A 20,837-nucleotide genomic window follows, 5' to 3' on the forward strand; every position below is an offset into this window, starting at 1 on the left:
ATGAAAAAAATAAAAATATATAGTATTGGAATTTTATTGATGTTTAGTTGTGTACAAATATTTGCTCAGCAATTGCCACAATTTTCACAATATATGTTTAATACTATTTCTATAAACCCAGCCTATGCTGGTAGTAGAGAAACTATTAGCGTAGTTGGCTTGCATAGAAGTCAATGGGTTGGTTTAGCAGGATCACCAACCACTTCCACAGTATCTATTCATTCTCCATTAAAAGATGAGAAAATAGGACTAGGATTATCTGTAATAAACGATGAACTTGGATATGAAAATTTTGTATTTGTTTACGGTGATTTTTCATATACAATAGAAGTCTCAGAAAAAACAAAACTTGCATTTGGTTTAAAAGCTGGATTTACCCATTACAATTTAGATCAAGAAGGTTTCTTAGATGATCCATCTGTTGAAATAGATCCTTTCTTTAGTAACTTTACTAATCGATGGAATCCTAATATTGGTGTTGGTGCATATTTACATCAAAACAGATGGTATGTTGGCCTTTCTGCTCCAAGAATATTAAATACAGATTATAATGAAAGTGCTTTGGATCCTGAAGTAGATTACATAGCATTAGAACGTGTTGGGTATTATTTGACAGGTGGTTATGTTTTTGATTTAAATGAAAGCACAAAACTTAAACCTTCTGCTTTAGTTAAAGTAACAAATGGTGCTCCAATTTCCTTCGATATTAGTACACATATTTTATTTAATGAAAAGTTTTGGTTGGGTGGAAGCTACAGATATAATAGAGACACCTCTACTATTGGAGCTTTAGCAGATTTTCAAGTCTCTCCTCAAATGAGAATTGGTTATGCTTATGAACATTACATTACAGATTTAAGACCATTTACTGGTGGAACCCATGAGATATTATTAATGTTTGAGGTATTCAAACCTACTAAACGTGTCAAATCTCCTAGATATTTTTAAAATGAAGTTAAAAATAATTACATATTTTATTCTTTTTTTATTTGTACAACAGGCGTTGTCACAAACAAAAGTTGCAGATAATTTTTTTAGAGATTTTTCTTATGAAAAAGCAGCTGAACTATATAAAGAAGCATTGAAAAAGGAAGATAGTACAGAATATATTTTAACAAGAATTGGTGATTGTTACTTCAATACTAGAAAAGTTGAAAAAGCAGAATTTTGGTATAGTAAAGCTATTAAAAAGTATCCGTTAATTGATTCAGAATATATATACAAATACGTACAAACTTTGAGAAGTCAAAAAAAATACGAGCTTGCTAATGACTATTTAAGAACCTTTAACGAAAAAAATAAAAGGGACAAACGTATAAAAGACATAGAAAACTTTAATTTAGAAAGTTACAACCAACTAACTAATACAGAAAAGGTGTATGTGGATGTTGAAAATCTTCCATTAAACACTGTGTATTCTGACTTTGGTGGGTATGAAAAAGATAATACTTTATACTTTTACTCCACTTGGGTAAAAGATACCATAACAGATGAAAAGCAATTATATGATTGGAATAATGAACCTTTTTTAAATATTTTTCAATCTGAAACTAAAATTGCTAATGCAGCTAAAAATTTTTCAGAACCTAAAAAATTAAATTCAAGTATTAATACGTCTAACGATCATGAAGGATTAGTCACTATAACTAATGATGGTCAAACAATGTATTTTACCAGGAATAACGTTAATAAAAAAGAAAAAAGAAAATATTCTAAAGAAGGTACTTCTAATTTAAAAATTTATAAAGCAACAAAAACAGGTAACAACTGGAGTAATGTTATAGAATTACCTTTTAATAATGATGCCTATTCTTGTGGTGCACCAGCTTTAAGTCCAGATAATAAAACATTATATTTTGTTTCAGATATGGAAGGTGGCTTTGGACAAACAGATTTGTATCGAGTAACAATCAAAGCTGATGGTACATATGGAACACCTGTTAATTTAGGTCCAGATATTAATACTGAAGGGAATGAAAAATTTCCGTTTGTTGCCAAAGACTCTACATTATATTTCTCAACAGATGCTTATTTAAATCTTGGGTTACTTGATATTTTTGAAACTAATCTACTAAAACTAAAAAGAAACGATACCACACAAGTATATGTCAAAAATCTTGGTGCACCATTTAATAGTCCCTTTGATGATTTTTGTTTTTTTATTGACTCTGACACTCAAACTGGATACTTCTCTTCAAATAGAGAAGGCGGTAAAGGTGGAGATGACATCTACGCTTTTGGAAAATACCAATGTAAACAAATAGTTTCTGGAGTTGCGTATGACGAATTATCTGGAGAACCTTTAGATAAAGTAAATGTATCTTTATTAGACATTAATGGTCAGGTTGTAGAAACTTTTTACACAGATAAAGATGGTAAATATGAATTCAAAGATATTGGTTGTGATAAAACATATACTGTTCTTGCAGAGCGTGTTATTTACAGACCAGACAAAAAAGGCTTTGTAACCTCACCAATTAACGGAGAAACTACAACTATAGATTTATTTCTAACTCCATTAATAGTTGATAACGAAATTGTTATCAATCCTATTTACTTTGATTACAATAAATCAGATATAAGACCAGATGCAGCGTATGAGCTAGAAAATATTGTTGCAGTTATGCGAGAACATCCAAAAATGATTATTAAAATTGAAGCACATACAGATAGTCGTGGTAGAGATGCCTACAACTTAAAATTATCTGATAGGCGTGCAAAATCTACAAGAGACTATTTATACTCTAGAGGAATTGCAGTAGATAGAATTTTAAGTGCTATTGGTTATGGTGAGTCACAAATACTTAACCATTGTACAAATGGAGTAAAATGTAGCGATAAAGAACACGAATATAATAGACGATCTAAATTTATAATAACTAACCAATACAAATAAAATAAAAAAGCCTTTCAAAAATTTGAAAGGCTTTTTTAATAACGGTTGTAAATTTATTTTTTAATAAAGATATTTGTAAAATACCATTTATTATTTTCTCCTAATTCTGCTGAGATTTCAAAATCTGTAAAATCTCCTTCAATATTACTTTTATGTCCTTCGCTGTTTAACCAAGCATTAACTACAGATGAAGCACTAGAAAATCCATAAGCTACATTTTCTGATACTTTTACAGCATTAGCATTATTAACTAAGTACGATTTTCTGCTAAAAAAATTATCGTGATTAACTTCATTGATATCAACCATGTAATCAGTATGAGCGTAAGCTTGACCTTTAATTAACTTATGACTTTCTAAAGCATTAAGTCCAATACTAATTCTGTGTTGATTGATTAACTCTAAAATTTCAATTTCTATTGGTTTTGCTTCAGGAATAACTAAAGCACTAACATCGTCAATGTGATCTTCGATATTATCTGTTGAGCAAGAAACAAAAAGTAATGCAAAACAAATAACCATAAGTAGGCTAGTAATTTTTCTCATTTTAAGAGTTGTATTGATTTGGGACTCCTAAAATATAATACTACTAACTAATAAAGTGTTAAATAAATGTTAAAATCGATTAAAAATATACTATTTAACTTATTAACATGCATTTCATCGATTAAAATTAGATTTTATATGTATTTCATCGATTATTTTATGGATATAATCGGTTTTTAATCCAATTGTAATCTGAAGTCAATGTGTATAAAATTCTGTCGTGTAAACGATTGGGTCTTCCTTGCCAAAACTCAATAGAAATAGGTCTAACAATAAAACCACCCCAAAAAGATGGTCTTACTATTTCTTTACCCTTATACTCTTCTTCTAGTTGTTTAAGCCTATCTTCCAATTGCTCTCTGTTGTCTACCACGCTACTTTGTTTTGACACAATTGCACCCAATTGACTACCTCTAGGTCTGGACTCAAAATATCCATCACTTAAGTTTTCTGAAATTTTTTCTGCTTTACCTTTAATTATAATCTGTCGTTCTGCTCCATGCCAAAAAAAAGACAAACAAACGTTAGGATTCTGACTAATAGCTTTGCCCTTTTCGCTTTCATAATTAGTATAAAAAATAAAACCTTCATAAGTAAATTTTTTAAGTAGCACTACTCTACTTTTAGGAAATCCATCAATACCAATAGTAGATAATGTCATCGCATTAGTCTCATCTTGAGGGAAATGGCTATCCACTTCGTTAAACCAAGTCCTAAAGAGTTCTAATGGATTTTCTGGTGTATCTTTTAACCGTAGTTCTCCTTTTTCGTAAGATTTCCTGTAATTACTTAAGTCTTTATTCATGTTGCAATTTACAAGATTTATAAATTAAAACTCAAACACTTTACCATCATCTGCTAACTGGACGTTTTGGAAGATAGTTTGAGCTTCTTCTTTAAACAAGTTTAAATCATCATATCTAGTAGAATAATGTCCTAAAATTAATTGTCCAACTTGTGCTTGCTTTGCAATATTAGCTGCTTGTTTTGCTGTACTGTGTTTAGTTGGTGCTGCTAATTTCTCATGCTGATCTAAAAAAGTAGATTCGTGATACAACACATCTACATGCTTAATAATTGGGATTATAGCTTCATTATAAGCAGTATCGCTACAAAACGCATAGCTTTTTGAAGGATTTGGAGGTAATGTTACTGTTTTGTTTTTTATAAGCTTACCATTTTCATTTTGGACGTCAAAGCCTTGCTTTAATTTTCTGTAATATGATACATCAATATTGGCATTTAAAACTCCATTCATATCCAACTTACGTTCGCCTTCTTTTTCTTTGAATAAAAAACCATTTGTGTATACACGATGATCTAACGGTATGGTATGGACTTCTACTTTTTTATCTTCAAAAATAAGCTCTGAAAGCTTACTGGTTAACTCATGGAAAACAAGGTTATAATTTGTCCAAGAACTGGCTAGCTTCATCTGTAATGTAATGACGTCTTTTAAACCTTTTGGTGCATAAATATGCAAATCTGTTTCACGACCCAACAATCTAAAAGTAGATATTAAACCTACTAAACCAAAAAAATGATCGCCATGTAAATGAGAAATAAAAATATGCTTTATACGACTAAACTTAATTTTGTTTTTTCTAAGCTGTACTTGGGTACCTTCTCCACAATCTATTAAAAAAATATGATTATTAATTTCTAATACTTGAGCGGTTGGATTAGTAAATGTACGTGGAGTTGCGCTATAACAGCCTAGAATGTTTAGTTTCATTTTAAAATCCTAAATCACGTTCCATGTCTTCCATTTCAATAATGTCATGTGCTTCTTGAAGTGTTGGTACAATGACAATTTCATCTGGAGTGTTATCTGTATTAATCCCTTCGTTAACTATAACAAAAGAATGTTTAGCAGCTCTATGCTGATTGGACACTCTTAAAAACTCAATAATTTCTTGTAACGAGATGGGTTTAATTGTATTTAAATTAACAATAACATTATTATTTTTAAATTTTGGGTACAATGTTTCTATTTTTTTTACTAATTCTATAACCGAAGCATTTTCTTGGGTTATTATGGTTATGTTTTCATTTTGATCTATAATCATAACTATTGTTTTATTTTAGATGCTAACAAGTATATTACCGCCATTCTAACAGCTACACCATTTTGAACTTGGTCTAAAATTATGGCTTGCTTAGAATCTGCTACATCACTAGTAATCTCTACTCCTCTATTTATTGGTCCTGGATGCATAATTGTAATGTCTTTATCCAAGCTATCTAATAACGCTTTATTAACTCCAAACTGTTGCGTATATTCTCTTGTAGACGGAAAATAACTAATATCCATACGTTCATTTTGTACTCGGAGCATATTAGCAACATCACACCAATTTAGAGCTTTACGCAGATTGGTTTCTACTTTTACACCAAGTTTTTCTATATGTTTAGGTAATAATGTTTTAGGTCCGCAAACCATAACATTAGCACCTTGTAATTTTAATGCATAAATATTGGATAAGGCCACACGACTATGTAAAATATCTCCAACAATTACGACATTTTTTCCTTTTACACTGCCTAAACGTTCTCTAATAGAATAGCTATCTAATAAAGCTTGTGTTGGATGCTCATGTGCTCCATCTCCTGCGTTTATAATGCTAGCATCAACGTGCTTAGATAAAAATACTCCTGCACCAGGATTAGGATGACGCATCACAACCATATCTACTTTCATAGATAAAATATTGTTAACTGTATCTATTAGTGTTTCTCCTTTTTTTACTGAAGATTGAGATGCTGAAAAGTTAATGACATCTGCAGATAATCGTTTTTCTGCTAATTCAAAAGATAGTTTGGTACGTGTAGAGTTTTCGAAAAATAAGTTAGCAATAGTAATATCACGAAGCGAAGGAACCTTTTTTATTGGACGATTAATCACCTCTTTAAAGTGATCTGCTGTTTTAAAAATAAGCTCTATATCTTGTTTGTTAAGATATTTAATTCCTAATAAGTGATTGACACTTAATTCGCTCATAGTTTTTAATTATTAATTTTTCAGTATTAATTTTTTACTACATAAACCGCATCTTCTCCATCATTTTCAACCCAGTTTACTTTTACTTTTTCGTTATTTATAGCATCTACTTGTCGTCCTCTATAATCGGGTTGGATGGGTAAATGTCTACTAAAACGTCTATCTATTAAAGTTAACAATTCAATTTCGTTAGGACGTCCAAAAGACTGTATAGCTGTTAATGCAGCACGTATACTACGTCCTGTATACAATACATCGTCAATAAATACCACTTTTTTATCTTCTACTTGCACGTTCATTTCTGTAGTATTAGCTTCTAATGGCTTATCGCTTCTCCTAAAATCATCTCTATAAAAGGTAATGTCTAAATATCCTAATTGTAGGTTTTTAATCTTGTAATCTGATTGTAATATAGATGCTAAACGTTTAGCCAGATATTTTCCTCTTGGTTGAATACCAATTAAAACCGTATTAGAAAAATCGTTGTGTTTTTCAATGAGTTGACAAGCCAATCTGTGTAAGATGATATTGACTTCTGTTGCATTAAGTAGCACTTTTTGACTCATGGTGTTCCAAACGTGTTTGGTAAACAAAGGTAATTTAAATTATTATAAGTTAAAAGTTGTTTTATATGAAATAAAAAAGCCTCTCAAAAATGAGAGGCTTTTACTTTTATTAATAAATGGTTGGATTATTTTTTTCCGTCCATTTTATCTTTTAACGCTTGTAACGCTTCGTTAGCATCACCTAAAGTTGGTTTTGCTTCTTCAGCTTGTGCAGCAGCTTTTTTAGCAGCAGCTTTTACATTTGCCATTTCTTCTGCTTTGAATATAGCAGTGTGAGAGGCAACTACACGTTTGAATTCTTTATTAAATTCGATAATTTTGAATTCTGCAGAATCTCCTTTCTTTAACATCTTTCCGTCTTCTTTTTCAAGGTGACGAGATGGTACGAAAGCAACGATATCTTCATTAAATTCAATAGTAGCTCCTTTATCTACAACTTCAGCAATTTCTGCTGTATGCGTTGTATCTAAAGCAAACTCTTTTTCGTATTTATCCCAAGGATTCTCAGTGGTTTGTTTGTGACCTAAAGATAATTTACGTCCTTCAACATCTAACTCTAATACTACTACATCTAATTTATCACCAACGTTACAAAATTCTGATGGATGCTTAATTTTCTTAGTCCAAGATAAATCTGAAATATAAATTAATCCATCAATACCTTCTTCTAATTCAACAAAAACACCAAAGTTTGTAAAGTTACGCACAATACCTGTGTGTTTAGAACCTACAGGATATTTAGTAGTAATATCTGTCCATGGGTCTGGAGTTAATTGCTTGATACCAAGAGACATCTTACGATCTTCTCTATCTAAGGTTAAAATAACTGCATCAATTTCGTCTCCAACGTTAACAAAATCGTTAGCAGAACGTAAGTGCGTAGACCATGACATTTCTGACACGTGTACTAAACCTTCTACACCTTCTGCAACTTCAATAAATGCTCCGTAATCTGCGATTACAACAACTTTACCTTTAACTTTATCACCTACAGCAACATTTTCTCCTAAAGCATCCCAAGGATGTTTAGATAATTGCTTAAGACCTAATTGGATTCTTGACTTATCTTCGTCAAAATCAAGGATTACCACATTTAATTTTTGGTCTAACTCAACAATCTCATTTGGATGGTTTATACGTGACCAAGATAAATCTGTTATGTGTACTAATCCGTCAACACCTCCAAGATCAATAAATACTCCGTAAGATGTAATGTTTTTAACTACACCTTCTAATACTTGACCTTTTTCTAATTGACCGATGATTTCTTTCTTTTGTTCCTCAATATCAGCTTCAATAAGTGCTTTATGAGATACAACTACGTTTTTGAATTCGTGGTTGATTTTCACAACTTTAAATTCCATAGTTTTATTTACGTACTGATCGTAATCTCTAATTGGTTTAACATCAATTTGAGATCCTGGTAAGAATGCTTCGATACCAAAAACATCTACAATCATACCACCTTTAGTACGACACTTTACAAAACCGTTTACGATTTCGCCAGTTTCGTTAGCTTTTATTACTCTATCCCAAGCCTTAATTACACGAGCCTTTCTGTGAGATAATACTAATTGTCCTGTTGCGTCTTCACGCACGTCAATTAATACCTCAACTTTGTCTCCTACTTTTAAGTCTGGATTGTATCTAAATTCGTTTAAAGAAATTACACCTTCAGACTTCGCATTAATGTCAATAATTGCGTCACGATCTGTAATATGAATTACTTCACCTTCTACAACCTCGTCATCTAAAGTGTCTACGAAATTTTCTGATACTAATTTTTCAAATTCTTTTAATTGAGAATCTTCAACCTCATCAATACCTTCTTGGTAGTTGTGCCAGTTGAATTCTTTTAAGAATTTTTCTGGGTTTGCTTGTGCTTCAGATACTACTGGAGCTTCTTTAGTTGCTGTTGCTACTTCTTTAGCTTCAACTTCTGCTTGTTTTGCTTTATCAGCCATTTAAATAAATTATGTAATATAGTTTTTCGCTTTCGCTAAAACAGAACCATATTACGGTTTGTATTCTGTTGTGTTTAGAAAAATTAAGCGCTAACACACAGAAGTGTTATAAATTAAATTGTTTAAATCCCTTTTTTATCTTTCTTACTTGCGCTAAAAAGGAGTGCAAAAATAGTACTTTTTAACAATATTGCCTAATACAAATTAAAAATTATTAACTAACTGAATATCAATTACCTAATAATATACTAAAATCGATGTTAAAACCCGCGTTTTATCGATTAAAACATACATTTTGTCTAAGTTTTAGCAAAACGCAAATGTTGTTGATAAATCTGCAATTATAATTACTATCTTTAAAGAAGATTAACATTAAAAACAAATTATTTATGGCTGTAAAAGCAAAATATCAAGGTGTACTTGATTTAGGAGAAAAATTAAACATTCAAAACGGAAACGTTACTGAAGAAAATGGTGTATTAAAAGTTAAAGGTACTGCTGCTACACAATATGAAAAAAACCTAATGTGGGACGCAATTAAAGAAGTTGGTGGAGATAATCCATCAGATATTATGGCTAACATAGAGGTAGCTGACACTAGTGTATATGCTAGACATACAGTTAAAAGTGGAGACACTTTAGGTAAAATTGCTAAACATTATTATGGTAACGCAGCAAAATACACTGCTATTTTTGAAGCTAATAAAGACATCTTAAAAAATCCAGATGTAATTCACCCAGATCAAGAATTAAAAATTCCAAATTTGTAGGAGTTTAATAGCAAACTATGTAAAGCGGATTATCGAGCGAAAGCTGATAATTCGCTTTTTTTTATTCCAAATCCTCTAGTGTCATTTGTACCAGACTAAGTACCTTTGAGAATTGCTCTTCTAAGGTTAAATCCGAATTATCTATTTCTATAGCGTCCTCTGCTTTTACTAAAGGAGAGTCTTCACGATGAGAGTCTATATAATCTCGCTCTTGTACATTACGTAAAACATCTTCATATTTTACGTCATCACCTCTTTCAATTAATTCGTCGTAACGTCTAGTTGCTCGTTTTTCAGCAGAAGCAGTCATAAAGAGTTTTAATTCAGCATAAGGAAATACCACAGTACCAATATCGCGTCCATCCATAACAACGCCTTTATCTTTTCCCATTTGTTGTTGTTGTTTTACCAATTGGTAACGTACTTCTGGGATAGCTGCCACTTTGCTAACAAAACTGGAAACTTCAAGTGTACGGATTTGTTTTTCGACATTTTTACCATTTAAATAAACTTCTGCAAAGCCTAATGTAGGATTAAATGTAAAACTGATAGCTGCTTTATCTAAATTAGATACTAATGCCATCACATCAAACTGGCTGTTATCTATCCAACCATTTTGCATTGTAAATAATGTAACAGCTCTGTACATTGCACCAGTATCTACATAAATATAGCCTAGGTGTTTAGCTAATTGCTTAGCAATTGTACTTTTACCTGTAGATGAAAATCCGTCTATTGCGATGGTGATGTTTTGCACGTCATTTAATTTGTTGCAAAAGTAGGGATTATAATTTGTAGCTAAAAGTCCGTAATTGATAGATTGAGATTACTAATAACTCTTTTATTAACTTTTAACTTGTTTTCTGTAATGTTTTATTCTTTTCTTTTAAAATAGCAAGCTGCTTTTCTAAAAACGTAATAGCTTGTTCTGTTTTGTAACTAGTTTTGGACGCTAAATCTTTAATTTCTTCTTTTAATTTTTCTTTACCAGAGGTTGTTGCTTTTGATAAGTCTTCCTTCACTTCGTTAAAGTCATTAGATAATTGATCTTTAATGTCTTTACCCTCTTTTTTAAGTTTATCTCTAGTAACACTTCCTTTTTCTGGAGCAAATAATACGCCAGCTACAGCACCAATAACAACTCCTAATACTAATCTTTGAATCATAATTTTTCTTTTTTATTAAACTTGATTTACTTATAAGTCTCATAATGAGGAGCTTTGTTACAACTAAGTGTAATAAAAACAACATTAAAAAGGAGGTATACCTCCACTATAGTAATATTCAAATTCAATGGTTTCTCCTGTATCTAATGTGTCTCTTCCAATTAAATAGTAAGTCGTACCAACATGCAAACTTGTATAGGATTTAGCTTCAAAAAAAGTAATAGTTTCGCCAGGTTGATAGACTTTGACTGACTTAACCTCATCTGTGTCATAATCTGAGGCTTCATTTAACACTAAACTGTAGTTAGAAAATCTAAGATTAGTATCATACCAACGTATAGTTGCAACGTCTTTAAGTTTAATTGGAGTATTAAGACATTTGGAATAGGGATCTAGATTAGAAACATCCTCTCTAGATTCATAAATAATAGAAATAAAAATAGCTGCACATAATAAAATTAAGGTGGCCAAAACAACTCTTAAAAGCTTCCTGACTGTTTTAGGCTTAATCGTCATTGTTTCAACTTAGTTTGTTAAGTTGGATACAATATCTTTAACTGGTAATATCGCTTTGGTATGTTCTATGCTTGGTCCTGCAACCCAAACGGTTTTATAGGTAGCTTTTTTCGCTGCATTTTCGGTCGCCTTCATACCAATAGAAAAACGAATCATTTTAACCCACTTTTTAAGTTTTCTATTTTTGTTTAATACACGTTCTATCCAAGTTTGTTTAGTCCCTATTTTTTGAACATATGGTGTGTTTATAACTGTACATGGTGTACCAGAAATACGTTCTGTCATAACTATATCCTTTTCGCCATAATCAACACAAGCTTGTTTATATTCGTCTGTAACTCCTGCTTCAACCGAAGCTATAAAAGGACTACCAACAGAAACACCTTCTGCACCATAACTTAACATTTTATCTATATCTGCTTTACAACCTACGCCTCCAGCAGAAATTACTGGAATGGTCAATTTTTGACTTAGCAAATTAGTCAATTCTTGAGGTGATAAATTACCTCTATGTCCACCTGCTTCATTATTTACTGCTATTGCAGCATCTGCACCTAACTGTTGTACTTTTTCAGCAAAACGTAAATCGGTAACGTCACAAAACACTTTGATACCTGCTTGATGAGCTTGTCTAATGGTTTCTTCTGGACTTCCTAAAGACGTAATAATAAAATCGCAACCTTCTTCACATAATACTTCTAATTGACTTTTATATTTGATATTAGATTTATTAACTATTAAATTAAATCCAAACGAACCACCTTCTACTTTATTAGCTTTTAGTTCTTTTATAGCTGTTCTTAACTCATCTAAAGTTCTATAATTAAGTGCAGGAATGCATCCAGCAATCCCAGCTTTCATAGCTTCTGTTACCATTGCTACATTAGATACCAAAAACATTGGTGCTTGAATAATTGGATATTTAATATTAAGAAGTTGTGTAAGTTTGGTCGTCATTTTATATTGAAATTAGTCTTACAAATATAAGTATTAATTTATTATGCATGCATAATATTTTTAATCTATAAATCTATAGTAACCACATTTTAAGTAAGCACCTTCTGGAAAGCTTATGGGATGATCTACATCGTGCTCCGTTTTTAATTCAACTTTAAACTTTCTATTAGAGTTTGACAACACCTGACTATTGATATCATAAAAGGCTTGACTTAACACTCTAGAGGAACAAGATGCTAATACCAAAAGTCCATTTTTACCAGTTAATTGTAGTCCTAATTGAGCTAATTGAGCATATTTTTTCTTTGCTAATTCAATGTCTGATTGCTGCTTAGCAAAACTTGGAGGATCTATAACGACAATATCAAAGGTTTGTTTTTTAGACACCAACTGTTCAAGAATTTTAAAAGCATCTCCTGCTAAAGTATGATGCACTCCAGAATAGTTGTTTAGAAGTCCATTTTGCTTAGCAATCTCTAATGCTTGCTGACTAATATCTAAACTAGTCACTTCTTTAGCTTCATTAGCTAAGGCGTGAACGGAAAATCCACCAGCATAAGAAAACACATCTAAAACGGTCTTGTTTTTACTCAGCAATCCTACTTGCCTTCTATTTTCTCTGTGATCTAGAAAATAACCTGTTTTATGTCCTTTAATAACATTGGCTGAAAAATTAACATCGTGCTCAACAAAAGTAACGACCTCATTTTCTAAAGTACCGTAAACAACTTCTCCATTTTTAAGATGATGTAATTTAGAGTTTTCTAAACTTCGACTTAATCTAATCACTACAGTTTCAGAGTTTGATATTTCTTGTAAACTCGGGATGATAGTTTCCAAATAAGGCAACCAGATTTCAGAATATATTTTAACTACCAAAACAGATGCATACACATCTGCAATTAAACCAGGAAACCCATCATTCTCGCCAAATAACAAACGGTAACTATTAGTATTGGTTTGTAATAATGATTTACGTTTTACAAATGCTTCTTTTATTTTTTGATGAAAAAACGCTGCATTTATTTCTGCTTTTTCATTCGCGCTATGCAACATTTTAATTCTAATTGGTGAATTAGCATCATACAAACCTAAACCAACTACTTTATTTTTGTTTTTACCAAAAATAATAGCTAAATCTCCAGACTGAGCCTCCTCATTAATTTTCGTAATATTATCAGAAAATACCCAAGGATGACCTTTTACCACAAACTGCTCGCCTTTTGCATTAAGCTTTACTGCTAAGCGTTTTGGCTGGTATTTAAATTTTAATTTAGGTGAAAAAGACATTTTTTACTTTTTTGGTGTAAAAGTAATGCATTTGAATTTGAAGATAAAAAAAGCGTAGCCATTACTGACTACGCCTAAAAGAATGATTTTTACTAACTAACTAATTATGAACTTCATTCTTTTTCACAGCTAATGCATATATAACTAGACCAAATCCAATTTTATTAATTGCATCTGCAATATTATAAACAACATCTATACCTCCTTGTGGTAATATTGAATTATACCAACCTTCAGTTCCCATCATGTAACCTAAAGGATATATTGCCCATCCTACTAATACAAACCAGCATAATATTTTGTGTGCTTGTAATACATCACCACCTGCCTCTACTGCTAATTTCTTAGCGCTACCAAGCCATATTTCATATACAATGTAAAAGTAAGCTGCTCCAGAAATTGCACCCCAGACTGCTGGTCCACTTCCTGTGTTGTATACTGCTTCACCAAAGTATCCTGTTACTAGCATAATTACTGAGAAAAATATCATTTTCCACATTAAAGATTTTTTAGCACCAGCTACTTTGAGTATTAAGTAAAACTCAACACACATTAATGGAACTGTTAAAATCCAGTCTACATATCTAAAGAAAGTAGGTGATTCCATGTTTACTGCCCAATAATCTCTCATGTAAAAATAATGTACTGCTGCAATAAAAGTAATTAGTCCAGAGACTAATACCGATGTTCTCCATTTTTTATCAAATTGATTTAATGATAAAAAGAAAAAGGCTGATGCTGCCATCATGGCCATACAACCTACAAAGAATGTAAATCCTACATAATCGGTAGGATCTAGTTTAGACGTGACGTCTACTAAAGATAAAAAAGTTTTCATAGCAATTTTTGTTTAGTTTTTATTAATTTTGTTTAAACAAAGTTAAGAATGATTAAACAAAATAAATTCGACTTTAACAAAATATTTGGTTTATTTTTAAGAATTCGATAAATATTATGGAGAAAATTTATAATTTATCAATTGTGTTGAGTTTTATTGGATTATGGATTACTTCTATAGTTCCAAGCCAACTTGAAATTATTTTTGGATTCATATTAATATTTTCATTTGGTATTTTACATGGATCAAATGACATTTTACTAATAGAAAATTTTTCAAAAAAGAAATCGAACCATCCATTTATTAAGGTGTTATTTGTTTATTTATTAACAATTACTATAGCTATTGTAATATTCTATTTTGTTCCAATACTTGCACTACTACTCTTTATAGTATTTAGCGCATTTCATTTTGGAGAACAACATTGGGAGAGCAAGATGACAAGTGAAGTAAGAGTAATGACAACAACTTTTTATTTGTTTTATGGTTTTTTTGTTTTATTTCTCTTATTCATTTTCAATGCACAGGAAGTTGTTGAAGTAATTACTTCTATTACTAGTTACACTATTGACCAAAGCCTGGTAAGTTATGGGTTAATAACGTCTACTTTAATAATGATTTTTTTTGGATCACTTTTAAATTCATATATAATAAACTTCAAATCCATCATTTTTAAAGAGTTATTCTACTTGTTAGTTTTCGCTATTGTCTTTAAAGTCTCAACTTTAATTTGGGGATTTGCGCTGTACTTTATTTTATGGCATAGTATTCCATCTTTGTTTGAACAAGTAAACTTTATCTATGGTCACTTCACAAAAACATCAATTATTGCTTATTTAAAAGGTGCGTTTCCTTATTGGTTAGTATCTATTATTGGATTAGTTACTGTTATATATCTTTTAAAAGATGAAAAGCTACTATACGCTATCTTATTTTCTTTTATTGCAGCTATCACCTTTCCGCATGCATTGGTAATAAACAAAATGTTTAAACACAAAAAAACACAATCAAATTAAAGACTGCGTTTTTATTTTTTTATTAAAACCTAGTTTAATTTAAATCTGCTCTAAAACTGATAGAAAAGGTATTGATATCTTGAGGATTGTTTTTAAACACTGGATTTAAGTCATATTTAAAATAAAGACTATAGTCTTTGTAACCTATGTAAGCACTTGGACCAAAGTTAATTGTATTAACATTAAAATTACCATCCTCATACAAACGAATACGTCTACCTTCGTTATTATTATATCTAATAAATTGTGAAGAGCCAACCCTTATAGCAAAAAAGCCACCTAAACCTAATCTAAACCCTCTTTGAGAAAGTAGATAAGTTTGATTAGTTTTTTTGTCATACTGTGGTTTAGAAAAATCTAATTCTAAATGAATCGGAATACCAAGATATACATTGTTAAAACGAGATCTTTTAATATTATAACCTGCATTTTCCAATGTTGTTAGACCTTGATTGGTCACCACAATATCATCATTTGATTTAGGTCTTAATTCGTAAGCCATAGCTGATAATCCGAACTTAAGATTCCAAAGGTTTGATTTTTCTTGCAAACGGTATTTGAATGAAAAACCTAACTCTCCGTAACCCAAAGGATTATTTTTAAAACCATTGCCATAAAAACCTTTATCATCATTCAAAACTATATTTAAACCTAAAGCTATTACAAATTGTGTCGTAAAGCGTTTTTCAACTTTTAATCCTGTAGCAGAATCTTTATAATAATTTTCATCCTCAAACGGAGTAAAAAATCGATTGCTTTTTTTATTAACGTCTTCTTCTAAATTTAATTTACCACTTACTCTGTTTTTAATCAACGCTTGTAATTTCTGCTCCTCTACAAAAACAGCATCATTAATTTGCTTTGCGTGGTACTCAGCAATAGTATTTTTTTGCTTGTTAGCATCATCAAAATTAATCTCATTCTTTTCCAGCTTTTCATCAATCTTTTTTAATTCTTCTTTAAGTTTACTTTTTTCAGTAGAAGTTATTGAATCTATTTTAGAGGTAATCTGAGCTGCTTTTTCTTCAAAACTGTTACTTTGAGCTAGTATATTTTGAGTATAAAAAAACAGTATAGCTAATAAAATTTTAAGTTTCATAATACGATTGTTTTAATAATTAATATTTATGATTTCTGCTAACCACAGCGTCTTTAAATTTTTTAATTTTTCTGCCAGCTTTTGTTAAAAAACTTTTATTCCGCTCTTCAAATAATTGTCTTTCAGCATCTATTAGCAGTTGATTGGCATTGGTATACGTTTTAGTTGTTTTTGCATTAATATTAATTAATTCTGGTCTAGTTAATGTATCAGCTTCAGTTAATAAATCTTTAGGTGAAATGTATCTGTATTGATTGTCTACAATATCCTGTTTTGTTTTTTCTTTAACTGCGGAAATATTAGTAACAACAATTTTATTTTTAGATATCTCTTTGTTTTTTATGACTTGAGATGGATTTATTTTTTGTGAGTATTCTATACTTTTATTAATATCTTTTTTATCAGCAACACTCTTGTTTATCGTGACTTTAGTTTTTACCGTATTAGCTTTAATATCTCTTGAATTTTTGTTTAATATTTTATCTGAAACCACAAGATTATTATGAGGAGCAGATTTATTGTTTTGGTGTGATTCTAATGGTTTTTTTTGGTTTGTAATCTGCTTTAATTGATTATCCTTATTATTTTTCATTACCAGTTTAGCAGCTGTAAAAAACAGAACAAATACTACAGATGCTGCTACCAAATATCTTATCCAATAACTGCTTTTCTTTTTAGACCTCGTGTTTAAAGCACTAATCAAACGTGTTTTTGCTTCAGGTGTTGGAGTAATACTGCGTCCTCTAATTCTTTTTTTTATTAAATCTTCTATATTATTCTGTTCCATTATTTTTAGACTTTAAATTAGCCAAGCTATTTTTTAATAGCCTTTTAGCATGCGATAATTGTGACTTTGAAGTGCCTATACTTATCTTTAATAATCTTGCAATTTCTTGGTGCTTATAGCCATCTATGACAAATAAGTTAAAAACAGTTTTGCAGCCTATTGGCAAACTATCTATTGCGTTTTGTATTTGATCTGTATCATTACTTAAACTATCAAAAGGCTTTTGCACAAAATAATGATCATCAATTTCTACTACTCCAAATTTATTTTTATGTACACGTAAATAAGAAATACATTCTCTAATCATTATTTGTCTTAACCAACCTTCAAAACTTCCAAAAGGTTGATACTTGTTAATATTTAAAAATGCTTTAGTAAATGCAGTAATCATAGTGTCTTCAGCAAACTGTAAATCCTTAATATATTGTCTACAAACACTAAGCATTTGTCCTGAATACCTATCATAAAGTGCTAACTGTGCTTTTTGATTAGAAGATTGTGCCAATCTAACCAGCTCATTAACATTTTGATTTATAGGTACTAGTTTCGCCATAAGGATGTGTTCTATTTATTAAAACGCAATTAAAAGATAAAAGGTTGGATACAATTGAAAAAATTATAAAAAAAAACGCAATCAAATTAATGATTGCGTTTATTAATATTTGTGTTCAATCTTGAAAGACCCTTCGACTAGGTTAAGGATAAGCGATTCAATTAATTTTTACTATTAAAAATTGTTCCAATGCTTACTTAACTTCTTCGAAGTCTATACTTCGACTTCGCTCAGTACAAGCTACTTAACTTCTTCGAAGTCTACGTCTTCAACATCGCTACCATCAGCAGCTTGTCCCTTAGCACCTGCTCCTGCATCTGTTGGTCCACCTTCGTTAGTTGGTCCTCCTTGTGCCTCTTGCTGTGCTTTGTACATTTCTTCACTAGCTACTTTCCAAGCGTCGTTAATTTTTTCTAACGCTGGCTCAATAACTGCTAAGTCTTTAGTCTCATAAGCTTTCTTTAATTCTTCTAAAGCGTCTTCGATTGGTTTTTTCTTATCCTCTGATAATTTATCTCCAAATTCTTTTAACTGATTTTCTGTTTGGAAAATCATAGAATCCGCTTCATTTAATTTTTTAGCAGTTTCTGCTGCTTTAGCATCTGCTTCTGCATTTGCTTCTGCATCAGCTTTCATTTTTTGAATTTCTTCTTCAGTTAAACCAGAAGACGCTTCAATACGAATATCTTGAGATTTTCCTGTTGCTTTATCTGTTGCAGATACTTTAATAATTCCGTTTGCATCAATATCAAAAGTCACCTCAATTTGTGGTACACCTCTTTGTGCTGGTGGAATTCCATCTAAATGAAAACGTCCAATTGTTTTATTATCTGCAGCCATAGCACGTTCACCTTGTAATACGTGAATTTCTACTGAAGGCTGGTTATCTGCAGCTGTAGAGAATACTTGTGACTTTTTTGTTGGAATAGTTGTATTTGCTTCAATTAACTTAGTAAATACATTACCCATAGTTTCAATTCCAAGAGATAAAGGTGTTACGTCTAATAGTAATACATCTTTAACGTCTCCTGTTAAAACTCCACCTTGGATTCCTGCTCCAAGAGAAACAACTTCATCAGGATTTACACCTTTACTTGGTGCTTTTCCGAAGAATTTTTCTACTGCTGCTTGTACTGCTGGAATACGTGTTGATCCACCTACTAATATCACTTCATCAATATCAGATTTTGATAAACCTGCAGCTTTTAATGCTGTTTGACAAGGCTCAATAGTACGTTTTACTAAGTCGTCTATTAACTGCTCAAATTTAGAACGCGTTAACGTACGCACTAAGTGTTTTGGTCCACTTGCAGTTGCAGTAATATATGGTAAATTGATTTCTGTTTGCTCAGATGAAGATAATTCAATCTTTGCTTTTTCTGCAGCTTCTTTAACACGTTGTAAAGACATCGGATCTTCTCTTAAATCCAAACCTTCTTCGTTTTTAAACTCGTCTGCTAACCAATCTATAATTTTTTGATCGACATCATCACCACCTAAGTGTGTATCTCCATCTGTAGATAATACTTCAAAGACACCATCTCCTAATTCTAGGATAGATACATCATGCGTACCTCCACCAAAGTCAAATACTACTATTTTTTGATCTTTACCTTTTTTATCTAATCCATAAGCTAAAGCTGCTGCTGTAGGCTCGTTGATAATACGACGCACTTTTAAACCTGCAATTTCTCCTGCTTCTTTAGTGGCTTGACGTTGACTATCGTTAAAATAAGCTGGTACTGTAATTACTGCTTCACTAACATCTTGACCTAAATAGTCTTCTGCGGTTTTCTTCATTTTTTGAAGCACCATTGCAGATAATTCTTGTGGTGTATATAAACGACCATCAATGTCCACACGTGGCGTATCATTATCTCCTTTAACTACTTTATATGGTACACGTTCTGCTTCTTTTTTAGATTCAGAATACTTATTACCCATAAAACGTTTAATAGAATAAACCGTTTTTGTTGGGTTAGTTACTGCTTGTCTTTTTGCTGGATCACCAACTTTAATTTCGCCTCCTTCTACAAAAGCGATAACCGAAGGTGTTGTACGTTTACCTTCTGCGTTTGGGATTACAACTGGCTCATTACCTTCCATTACAGAAACGCAAGAGTTAGTTGTTCCTAAATCGATTCCAATAATCTTACTCATAATTTTATATAATTTTATTTTGTGTTGTTATTATTACGCTTACAATTAGTCAATCATTATGCCAAGCAAAAAATGCTGACACGATGTCAGATACTATTCTAAAAATTAAATTTTACTAATCCTACTTTGGTATTAGTTTTGATACAGAATTGTAGAAACAATCTAAAATGTATTAATTATGAAACGTATAGCATCAGTAGTGTCAGTTCTAGTTCTTTTATTAACATCTTGTACAGGTCCTGAAGGCCCTCCAGGTTTTGATGGTGTAGATGGTGGATTAATAGTATCTAGTGCTTTTGAAATTGAATTAGATTTTAATGCCAATACTAATTATGAGTTTATTGAACCTTATGGTTTTTATATCTACCCTTCTGATGTTACTTTAGTATACATTCTGTGGGAAACAGCAGATGGTCAAGACATCTGGAGATTACTCCCTCAAAATGTGTTTTTTGATGATAATACCGTGTTAACTTATAACTTCGATTTTACTCAAGACGATGTTAGGTTCTTTTTAGATGGCTCAACTAATCTAGATACTCTGGGTTCTGAGTGGACCCAAAACCAAGTATTTAGAGTGGTCGTAGTTCCTGCCGATAATGTCGGTAGAATTGATTACTCAGACATCAACAATGTCATGCAACAATTAAATATTACAACTTTTGAAAAGCGTTAATACTATTTGTGATTTAAATTTTTAGATAATCCATTTT

22 protein-coding genes are annotated in these 20,837 nt (G+C 31.2%); 5 read left to right on the forward strand and 17 right to left on the reverse strand.

The annotated features are described in order from the left end of the window. Entirely contained in the window at positions 1-948 is a 948-nt protein-coding gene (locus Ollyesu_RS12815; protein WP_279301619.1) for a type IX secretion system membrane protein PorP/SprF, read from the forward strand. Position 949: 1 nt separating this feature from the next. Continuing rightward, complete coding sequence (locus tag Ollyesu_RS12820) at positions 950-2,896, forward strand: OmpA family protein (RefSeq protein WP_279301620.1); 1,947 nt, start codon at positions 950-952, stop codon at positions 2,894-2,896. A 53-nt stretch (positions 2,897-2,949) separates the two neighbouring features. Here Ollyesu_RS12820 and Ollyesu_RS12825 read toward each other — a convergent pair whose 3' ends face one another. The 7 genes from Ollyesu_RS12825 to rpsA form a co-directional block, all read right to left on the reverse strand. Further along, complete coding sequence (locus tag Ollyesu_RS12825) at positions 2,950-3,441, reverse strand: CAP domain-containing protein (RefSeq protein WP_279301621.1); 492 nt, start codon at positions 3,439-3,441, stop codon at positions 2,950-2,952. 157 nt (positions 3,442-3,598) lie between these two features. Further along, positions 3,599-4,246 carry a pyridoxamine 5'-phosphate oxidase gene (gene pdxH, locus Ollyesu_RS12830; RefSeq protein ID WP_279301622.1) on the reverse strand — a complete coding sequence of 216 codons (648 nt, stop codon included), beginning with the start codon at positions 4,244-4,246 and terminating at the stop codon, positions 3,599-3,601. 24 nt (positions 4,247-4,270) lie between these two features. Then, positions 4,271-5,176 (reverse strand): ribonuclease Z, encoded by a 906-nt coding sequence (locus Ollyesu_RS12835; protein WP_279301623.1) that lies wholly within the window; start codon positions 5,174-5,176, stop codon positions 4,271-4,273. A 1-nt stretch (position 5,177) separates the two neighbouring features. Beyond that, complete coding sequence (locus Ollyesu_RS12840; protein ID WP_279301624.1) at positions 5,178-5,510, reverse strand: ribonuclease Z; 333 nt, start codon at positions 5,508-5,510, stop codon at positions 5,178-5,180. Positions 5,511-5,512: 2 nt separating this feature from the next. Beyond that, positions 5,513-6,442, reverse strand: a complete 930-nt coding sequence (locus tag Ollyesu_RS12845) for an aspartate carbamoyltransferase catalytic subunit (protein WP_279301625.1) — start codon at positions 6,440-6,442, stop codon at positions 5,513-5,515. Between the two features lie 26 nt (positions 6,443-6,468). Further along, positions 6,469-7,008: a bifunctional pyr operon transcriptional regulator/uracil phosphoribosyltransferase PyrR gene (gene pyrR / locus Ollyesu_RS12850; RefSeq protein WP_279301626.1), complete on the reverse strand. Its 540-nt coding sequence runs from the start codon at positions 7,006-7,008 to the stop codon at positions 6,469-6,471. A 125-nt stretch (positions 7,009-7,133) separates the two neighbouring features. After that, a complete protein-coding gene (rpsA, locus tag Ollyesu_RS12855; RefSeq protein WP_279301627.1) occupies positions 7,134-8,972 on the reverse strand; it encodes a 30S ribosomal protein S1 in 1,839 nt (612 codons plus the stop codon). A 389-nt stretch (positions 8,973-9,361) separates the two neighbouring features. On the opposite strand from rpsA, the gene Ollyesu_RS12860 reads away from it, so the two are divergent. Then, on the forward strand, positions 9,362-9,742 hold the full coding sequence (locus Ollyesu_RS12860; RefSeq protein ID WP_279301628.1) for a LysM peptidoglycan-binding domain-containing protein: 381 nt from the start codon (positions 9,362-9,364) through the stop codon (positions 9,740-9,742). 61 nt (positions 9,743-9,803) lie between these two features. Here the strand turns inward: Ollyesu_RS12860 and cmk are convergent, their stop codons facing one another. The 6 genes from cmk to Ollyesu_RS12890 all read right to left on the reverse strand — a co-directional run bounded on the left by cmk (position 9,804) and on the right by Ollyesu_RS12890 (position 14,509). After that, positions 9,804-10,499: a (d)CMP kinase gene (gene cmk / locus Ollyesu_RS12865; RefSeq protein ID WP_279301629.1), complete on the reverse strand. Its 696-nt coding sequence runs from the start codon at positions 10,497-10,499 to the stop codon at positions 9,804-9,806. Positions 10,500-10,593: 94 nt separating this feature from the next. Then, the gene (locus Ollyesu_RS12870; RefSeq protein ID WP_279301630.1) at positions 10,594-10,908 is read right to left on the reverse strand and encodes a YtxH domain-containing protein; all 315 of its coding nucleotides are present in this window, start codon (positions 10,906-10,908) and stop codon (positions 10,594-10,596) included. 84 nt (positions 10,909-10,992) lie between these two features. Then, positions 10,993-11,424: a hypothetical protein gene (locus Ollyesu_RS12875; RefSeq protein WP_279301631.1), complete on the reverse strand. Its 432-nt coding sequence runs from the start codon at positions 11,422-11,424 to the stop codon at positions 10,993-10,995. A 9-nt stretch (positions 11,425-11,433) separates the two neighbouring features. Next, entirely contained in the window at positions 11,434-12,381 is a 948-nt protein-coding gene (locus Ollyesu_RS12880; protein WP_279301632.1) for a nitronate monooxygenase, read from the reverse strand. 60 nt (positions 12,382-12,441) lie between these two features. Further along, positions 12,442-13,671 (reverse strand): class I SAM-dependent rRNA methyltransferase, encoded by a 1,230-nt coding sequence (locus Ollyesu_RS12885; protein ID WP_279301633.1) that lies wholly within the window; start codon positions 13,669-13,671, stop codon positions 12,442-12,444. 100 nt (positions 13,672-13,771) lie between these two features. Beyond that, positions 13,772-14,509: a bacteriorhodopsin-like gene (locus Ollyesu_RS12890; protein WP_279301634.1), complete on the reverse strand. Its 738-nt coding sequence runs from the start codon at positions 14,507-14,509 to the stop codon at positions 13,772-13,774. 116 nt (positions 14,510-14,625) lie between these two features. Here Ollyesu_RS12890 and Ollyesu_RS12895 point away from each other — a divergent pair, with 116 nt between their 5' ends. Further along, positions 14,626-15,525: a Brp/Blh family beta-carotene 15,15'-dioxygenase gene (locus Ollyesu_RS12895; RefSeq protein ID WP_279301635.1), complete on the forward strand. Its 900-nt coding sequence runs from the start codon at positions 14,626-14,628 to the stop codon at positions 15,523-15,525. 34 nt (positions 15,526-15,559) lie between these two features. Here the strand turns inward: Ollyesu_RS12895 and Ollyesu_RS12900 are convergent, their stop codons facing one another. From Ollyesu_RS12900 to dnaK, 4 genes are all read right to left on the reverse strand, one after another. Next, on the reverse strand, positions 15,560-16,624 hold the full coding sequence (locus tag Ollyesu_RS12900; RefSeq protein ID WP_279301636.1) for a hypothetical protein: 1,065 nt from the start codon (positions 16,622-16,624) through the stop codon (positions 15,560-15,562). A gap of 19 nt (positions 16,625-16,643) precedes the next feature. Then, the gene (locus Ollyesu_RS12905; RefSeq protein WP_279301637.1) at positions 16,644-17,411 is read right to left on the reverse strand and encodes a hypothetical protein; all 768 of its coding nucleotides are present in this window, start codon (positions 17,409-17,411) and stop codon (positions 16,644-16,646) included. Continuing rightward, on the reverse strand, positions 17,398-17,964 hold the full coding sequence (locus tag Ollyesu_RS12910; RefSeq protein ID WP_279301638.1) for a sigma-70 family RNA polymerase sigma factor: 567 nt from the start codon (positions 17,962-17,964) through the stop codon (positions 17,398-17,400). Before Ollyesu_RS12910 ends, Ollyesu_RS12905 begins: the two co-directional genes overlap by 14 nt. A gap of 240 nt (positions 17,965-18,204) precedes the next feature. Next, positions 18,205-20,124: a molecular chaperone DnaK gene (dnaK, locus tag Ollyesu_RS12915; protein ID WP_279301639.1), complete on the reverse strand. Its 1,920-nt coding sequence runs from the start codon at positions 20,122-20,124 to the stop codon at positions 18,205-18,207. A gap of 178 nt (positions 20,125-20,302) precedes the next feature. Between dnaK and Ollyesu_RS12920 the strand changes: the two genes are divergently transcribed. Beyond that, positions 20,303-20,800, forward strand: a complete 498-nt coding sequence (locus tag Ollyesu_RS12920) for a hypothetical protein (protein ID WP_279301640.1) — start codon at positions 20,303-20,305, stop codon at positions 20,798-20,800. The last annotated feature ends 37 nt before the right edge of the window (positions 20,801-20,837 follow it).

The organism is Olleya sp. YS, from assembly GCF_029760915.1.
GTDB lineage: Bacteria > Bacteroidota > Bacteroidia > Flavobacteriales > Flavobacteriaceae > Olleya.

Excerpts from the sequence above, each read along its gene's own strand:
- Ollyesu_RS12815 (WP_279301619.1), top strand. The coding sequence starts at position 1 with ATGAAAAAAATAAAAATATATAGTATTGGAATTTTATTGATGTTTAGT.
- Ollyesu_RS12820 (WP_279301620.1), top strand. The coding sequence starts at position 950 with ATGAAGTTAAAAATAATTACATATTTTATTCTTTTTTTATTTGTACAA.
- Ollyesu_RS12825 (WP_279301621.1), bottom strand. The coding sequence starts at position 3,441 with ATGAGAAAAATTACTAGCCTACTTATGGTTATTTGTTTTGCATTACTT.
- pdxH (WP_279301622.1), bottom strand. The coding sequence starts at position 4,246 with ATGAATAAAGACTTAAGTAATTACAGGAAATCTTACGAAAAAGGAGAA.
- Ollyesu_RS12835 (WP_279301623.1), bottom strand. The coding sequence starts at position 5,176 with ATGAAACTAAACATTCTAGGCTGTTATAGCGCAACTCCACGTACATTT.
- Ollyesu_RS12840 (WP_279301624.1), bottom strand. The coding sequence starts at position 5,510 with ATGATTATAGATCAAAATGAAAACATAACCATAATAACCCAAGAAAAT.
- Ollyesu_RS12845 (WP_279301625.1), bottom strand. The coding sequence starts at position 6,442 with ATGAGCGAATTAAGTGTCAATCACTTATTAGGAATTAAATATCTTAAC.
- pyrR (WP_279301626.1), bottom strand. The coding sequence starts at position 7,008 with ATGAGTCAAAAAGTGCTACTTAATGCAACAGAAGTCAATATCATCTTA.
- rpsA (WP_279301627.1), bottom strand. The coding sequence starts at position 8,972 with ATGGCTGATAAAGCAAAACAAGCAGAAGTTGAAGCTAAAGAAGTAGCA.
- Ollyesu_RS12860 (WP_279301628.1), top strand. The coding sequence starts at position 9,362 with ATGGCTGTAAAAGCAAAATATCAAGGTGTACTTGATTTAGGAGAAAAA.
- Ollyesu_RS12870 (WP_279301630.1), bottom strand. The coding sequence starts at position 10,908 with ATGATTCAAAGATTAGTATTAGGAGTTGTTATTGGTGCTGTAGCTGGC.
- Ollyesu_RS12875 (WP_279301631.1), bottom strand. The coding sequence starts at position 11,424 with ATGACGATTAAGCCTAAAACAGTCAGGAAGCTTTTAAGAGTTGTTTTG.
- Ollyesu_RS12880 (WP_279301632.1), bottom strand. The coding sequence starts at position 12,381 with ATGACGACCAAACTTACACAACTTCTTAATATTAAATATCCAATTATT.
- Ollyesu_RS12885 (WP_279301633.1), bottom strand. The coding sequence starts at position 13,671 with ATGTCTTTTTCACCTAAATTAAAATTTAAATACCAGCCAAAACGCTTA.
- Ollyesu_RS12890 (WP_279301634.1), bottom strand. The coding sequence starts at position 14,509 with ATGAAAACTTTTTTATCTTTAGTAGACGTCACGTCTAAACTAGATCCT.
- Ollyesu_RS12895 (WP_279301635.1), top strand. The coding sequence starts at position 14,626 with ATGGAGAAAATTTATAATTTATCAATTGTGTTGAGTTTTATTGGATTA.
- Ollyesu_RS12900 (WP_279301636.1), bottom strand. The coding sequence starts at position 16,624 with ATGAAACTTAAAATTTTATTAGCTATACTGTTTTTTTATACTCAAAAT.
- Ollyesu_RS12905 (WP_279301637.1), bottom strand. The coding sequence starts at position 17,411 with ATGGAACAGAATAATATAGAAGATTTAATAAAAAAAAGAATTAGAGGA.
- Ollyesu_RS12910 (WP_279301638.1), bottom strand. The coding sequence starts at position 17,964 with ATGGCGAAACTAGTACCTATAAATCAAAATGTTAATGAGCTGGTTAGA.
- dnaK (WP_279301639.1), bottom strand. The coding sequence starts at position 20,124 with ATGAGTAAGATTATTGGAATCGATTTAGGAACAACTAACTCTTGCGTT.
- Ollyesu_RS12920 (WP_279301640.1), top strand. The coding sequence starts at position 20,303 with ATGAAACGTATAGCATCAGTAGTGTCAGTTCTAGTTCTTTTATTAACA.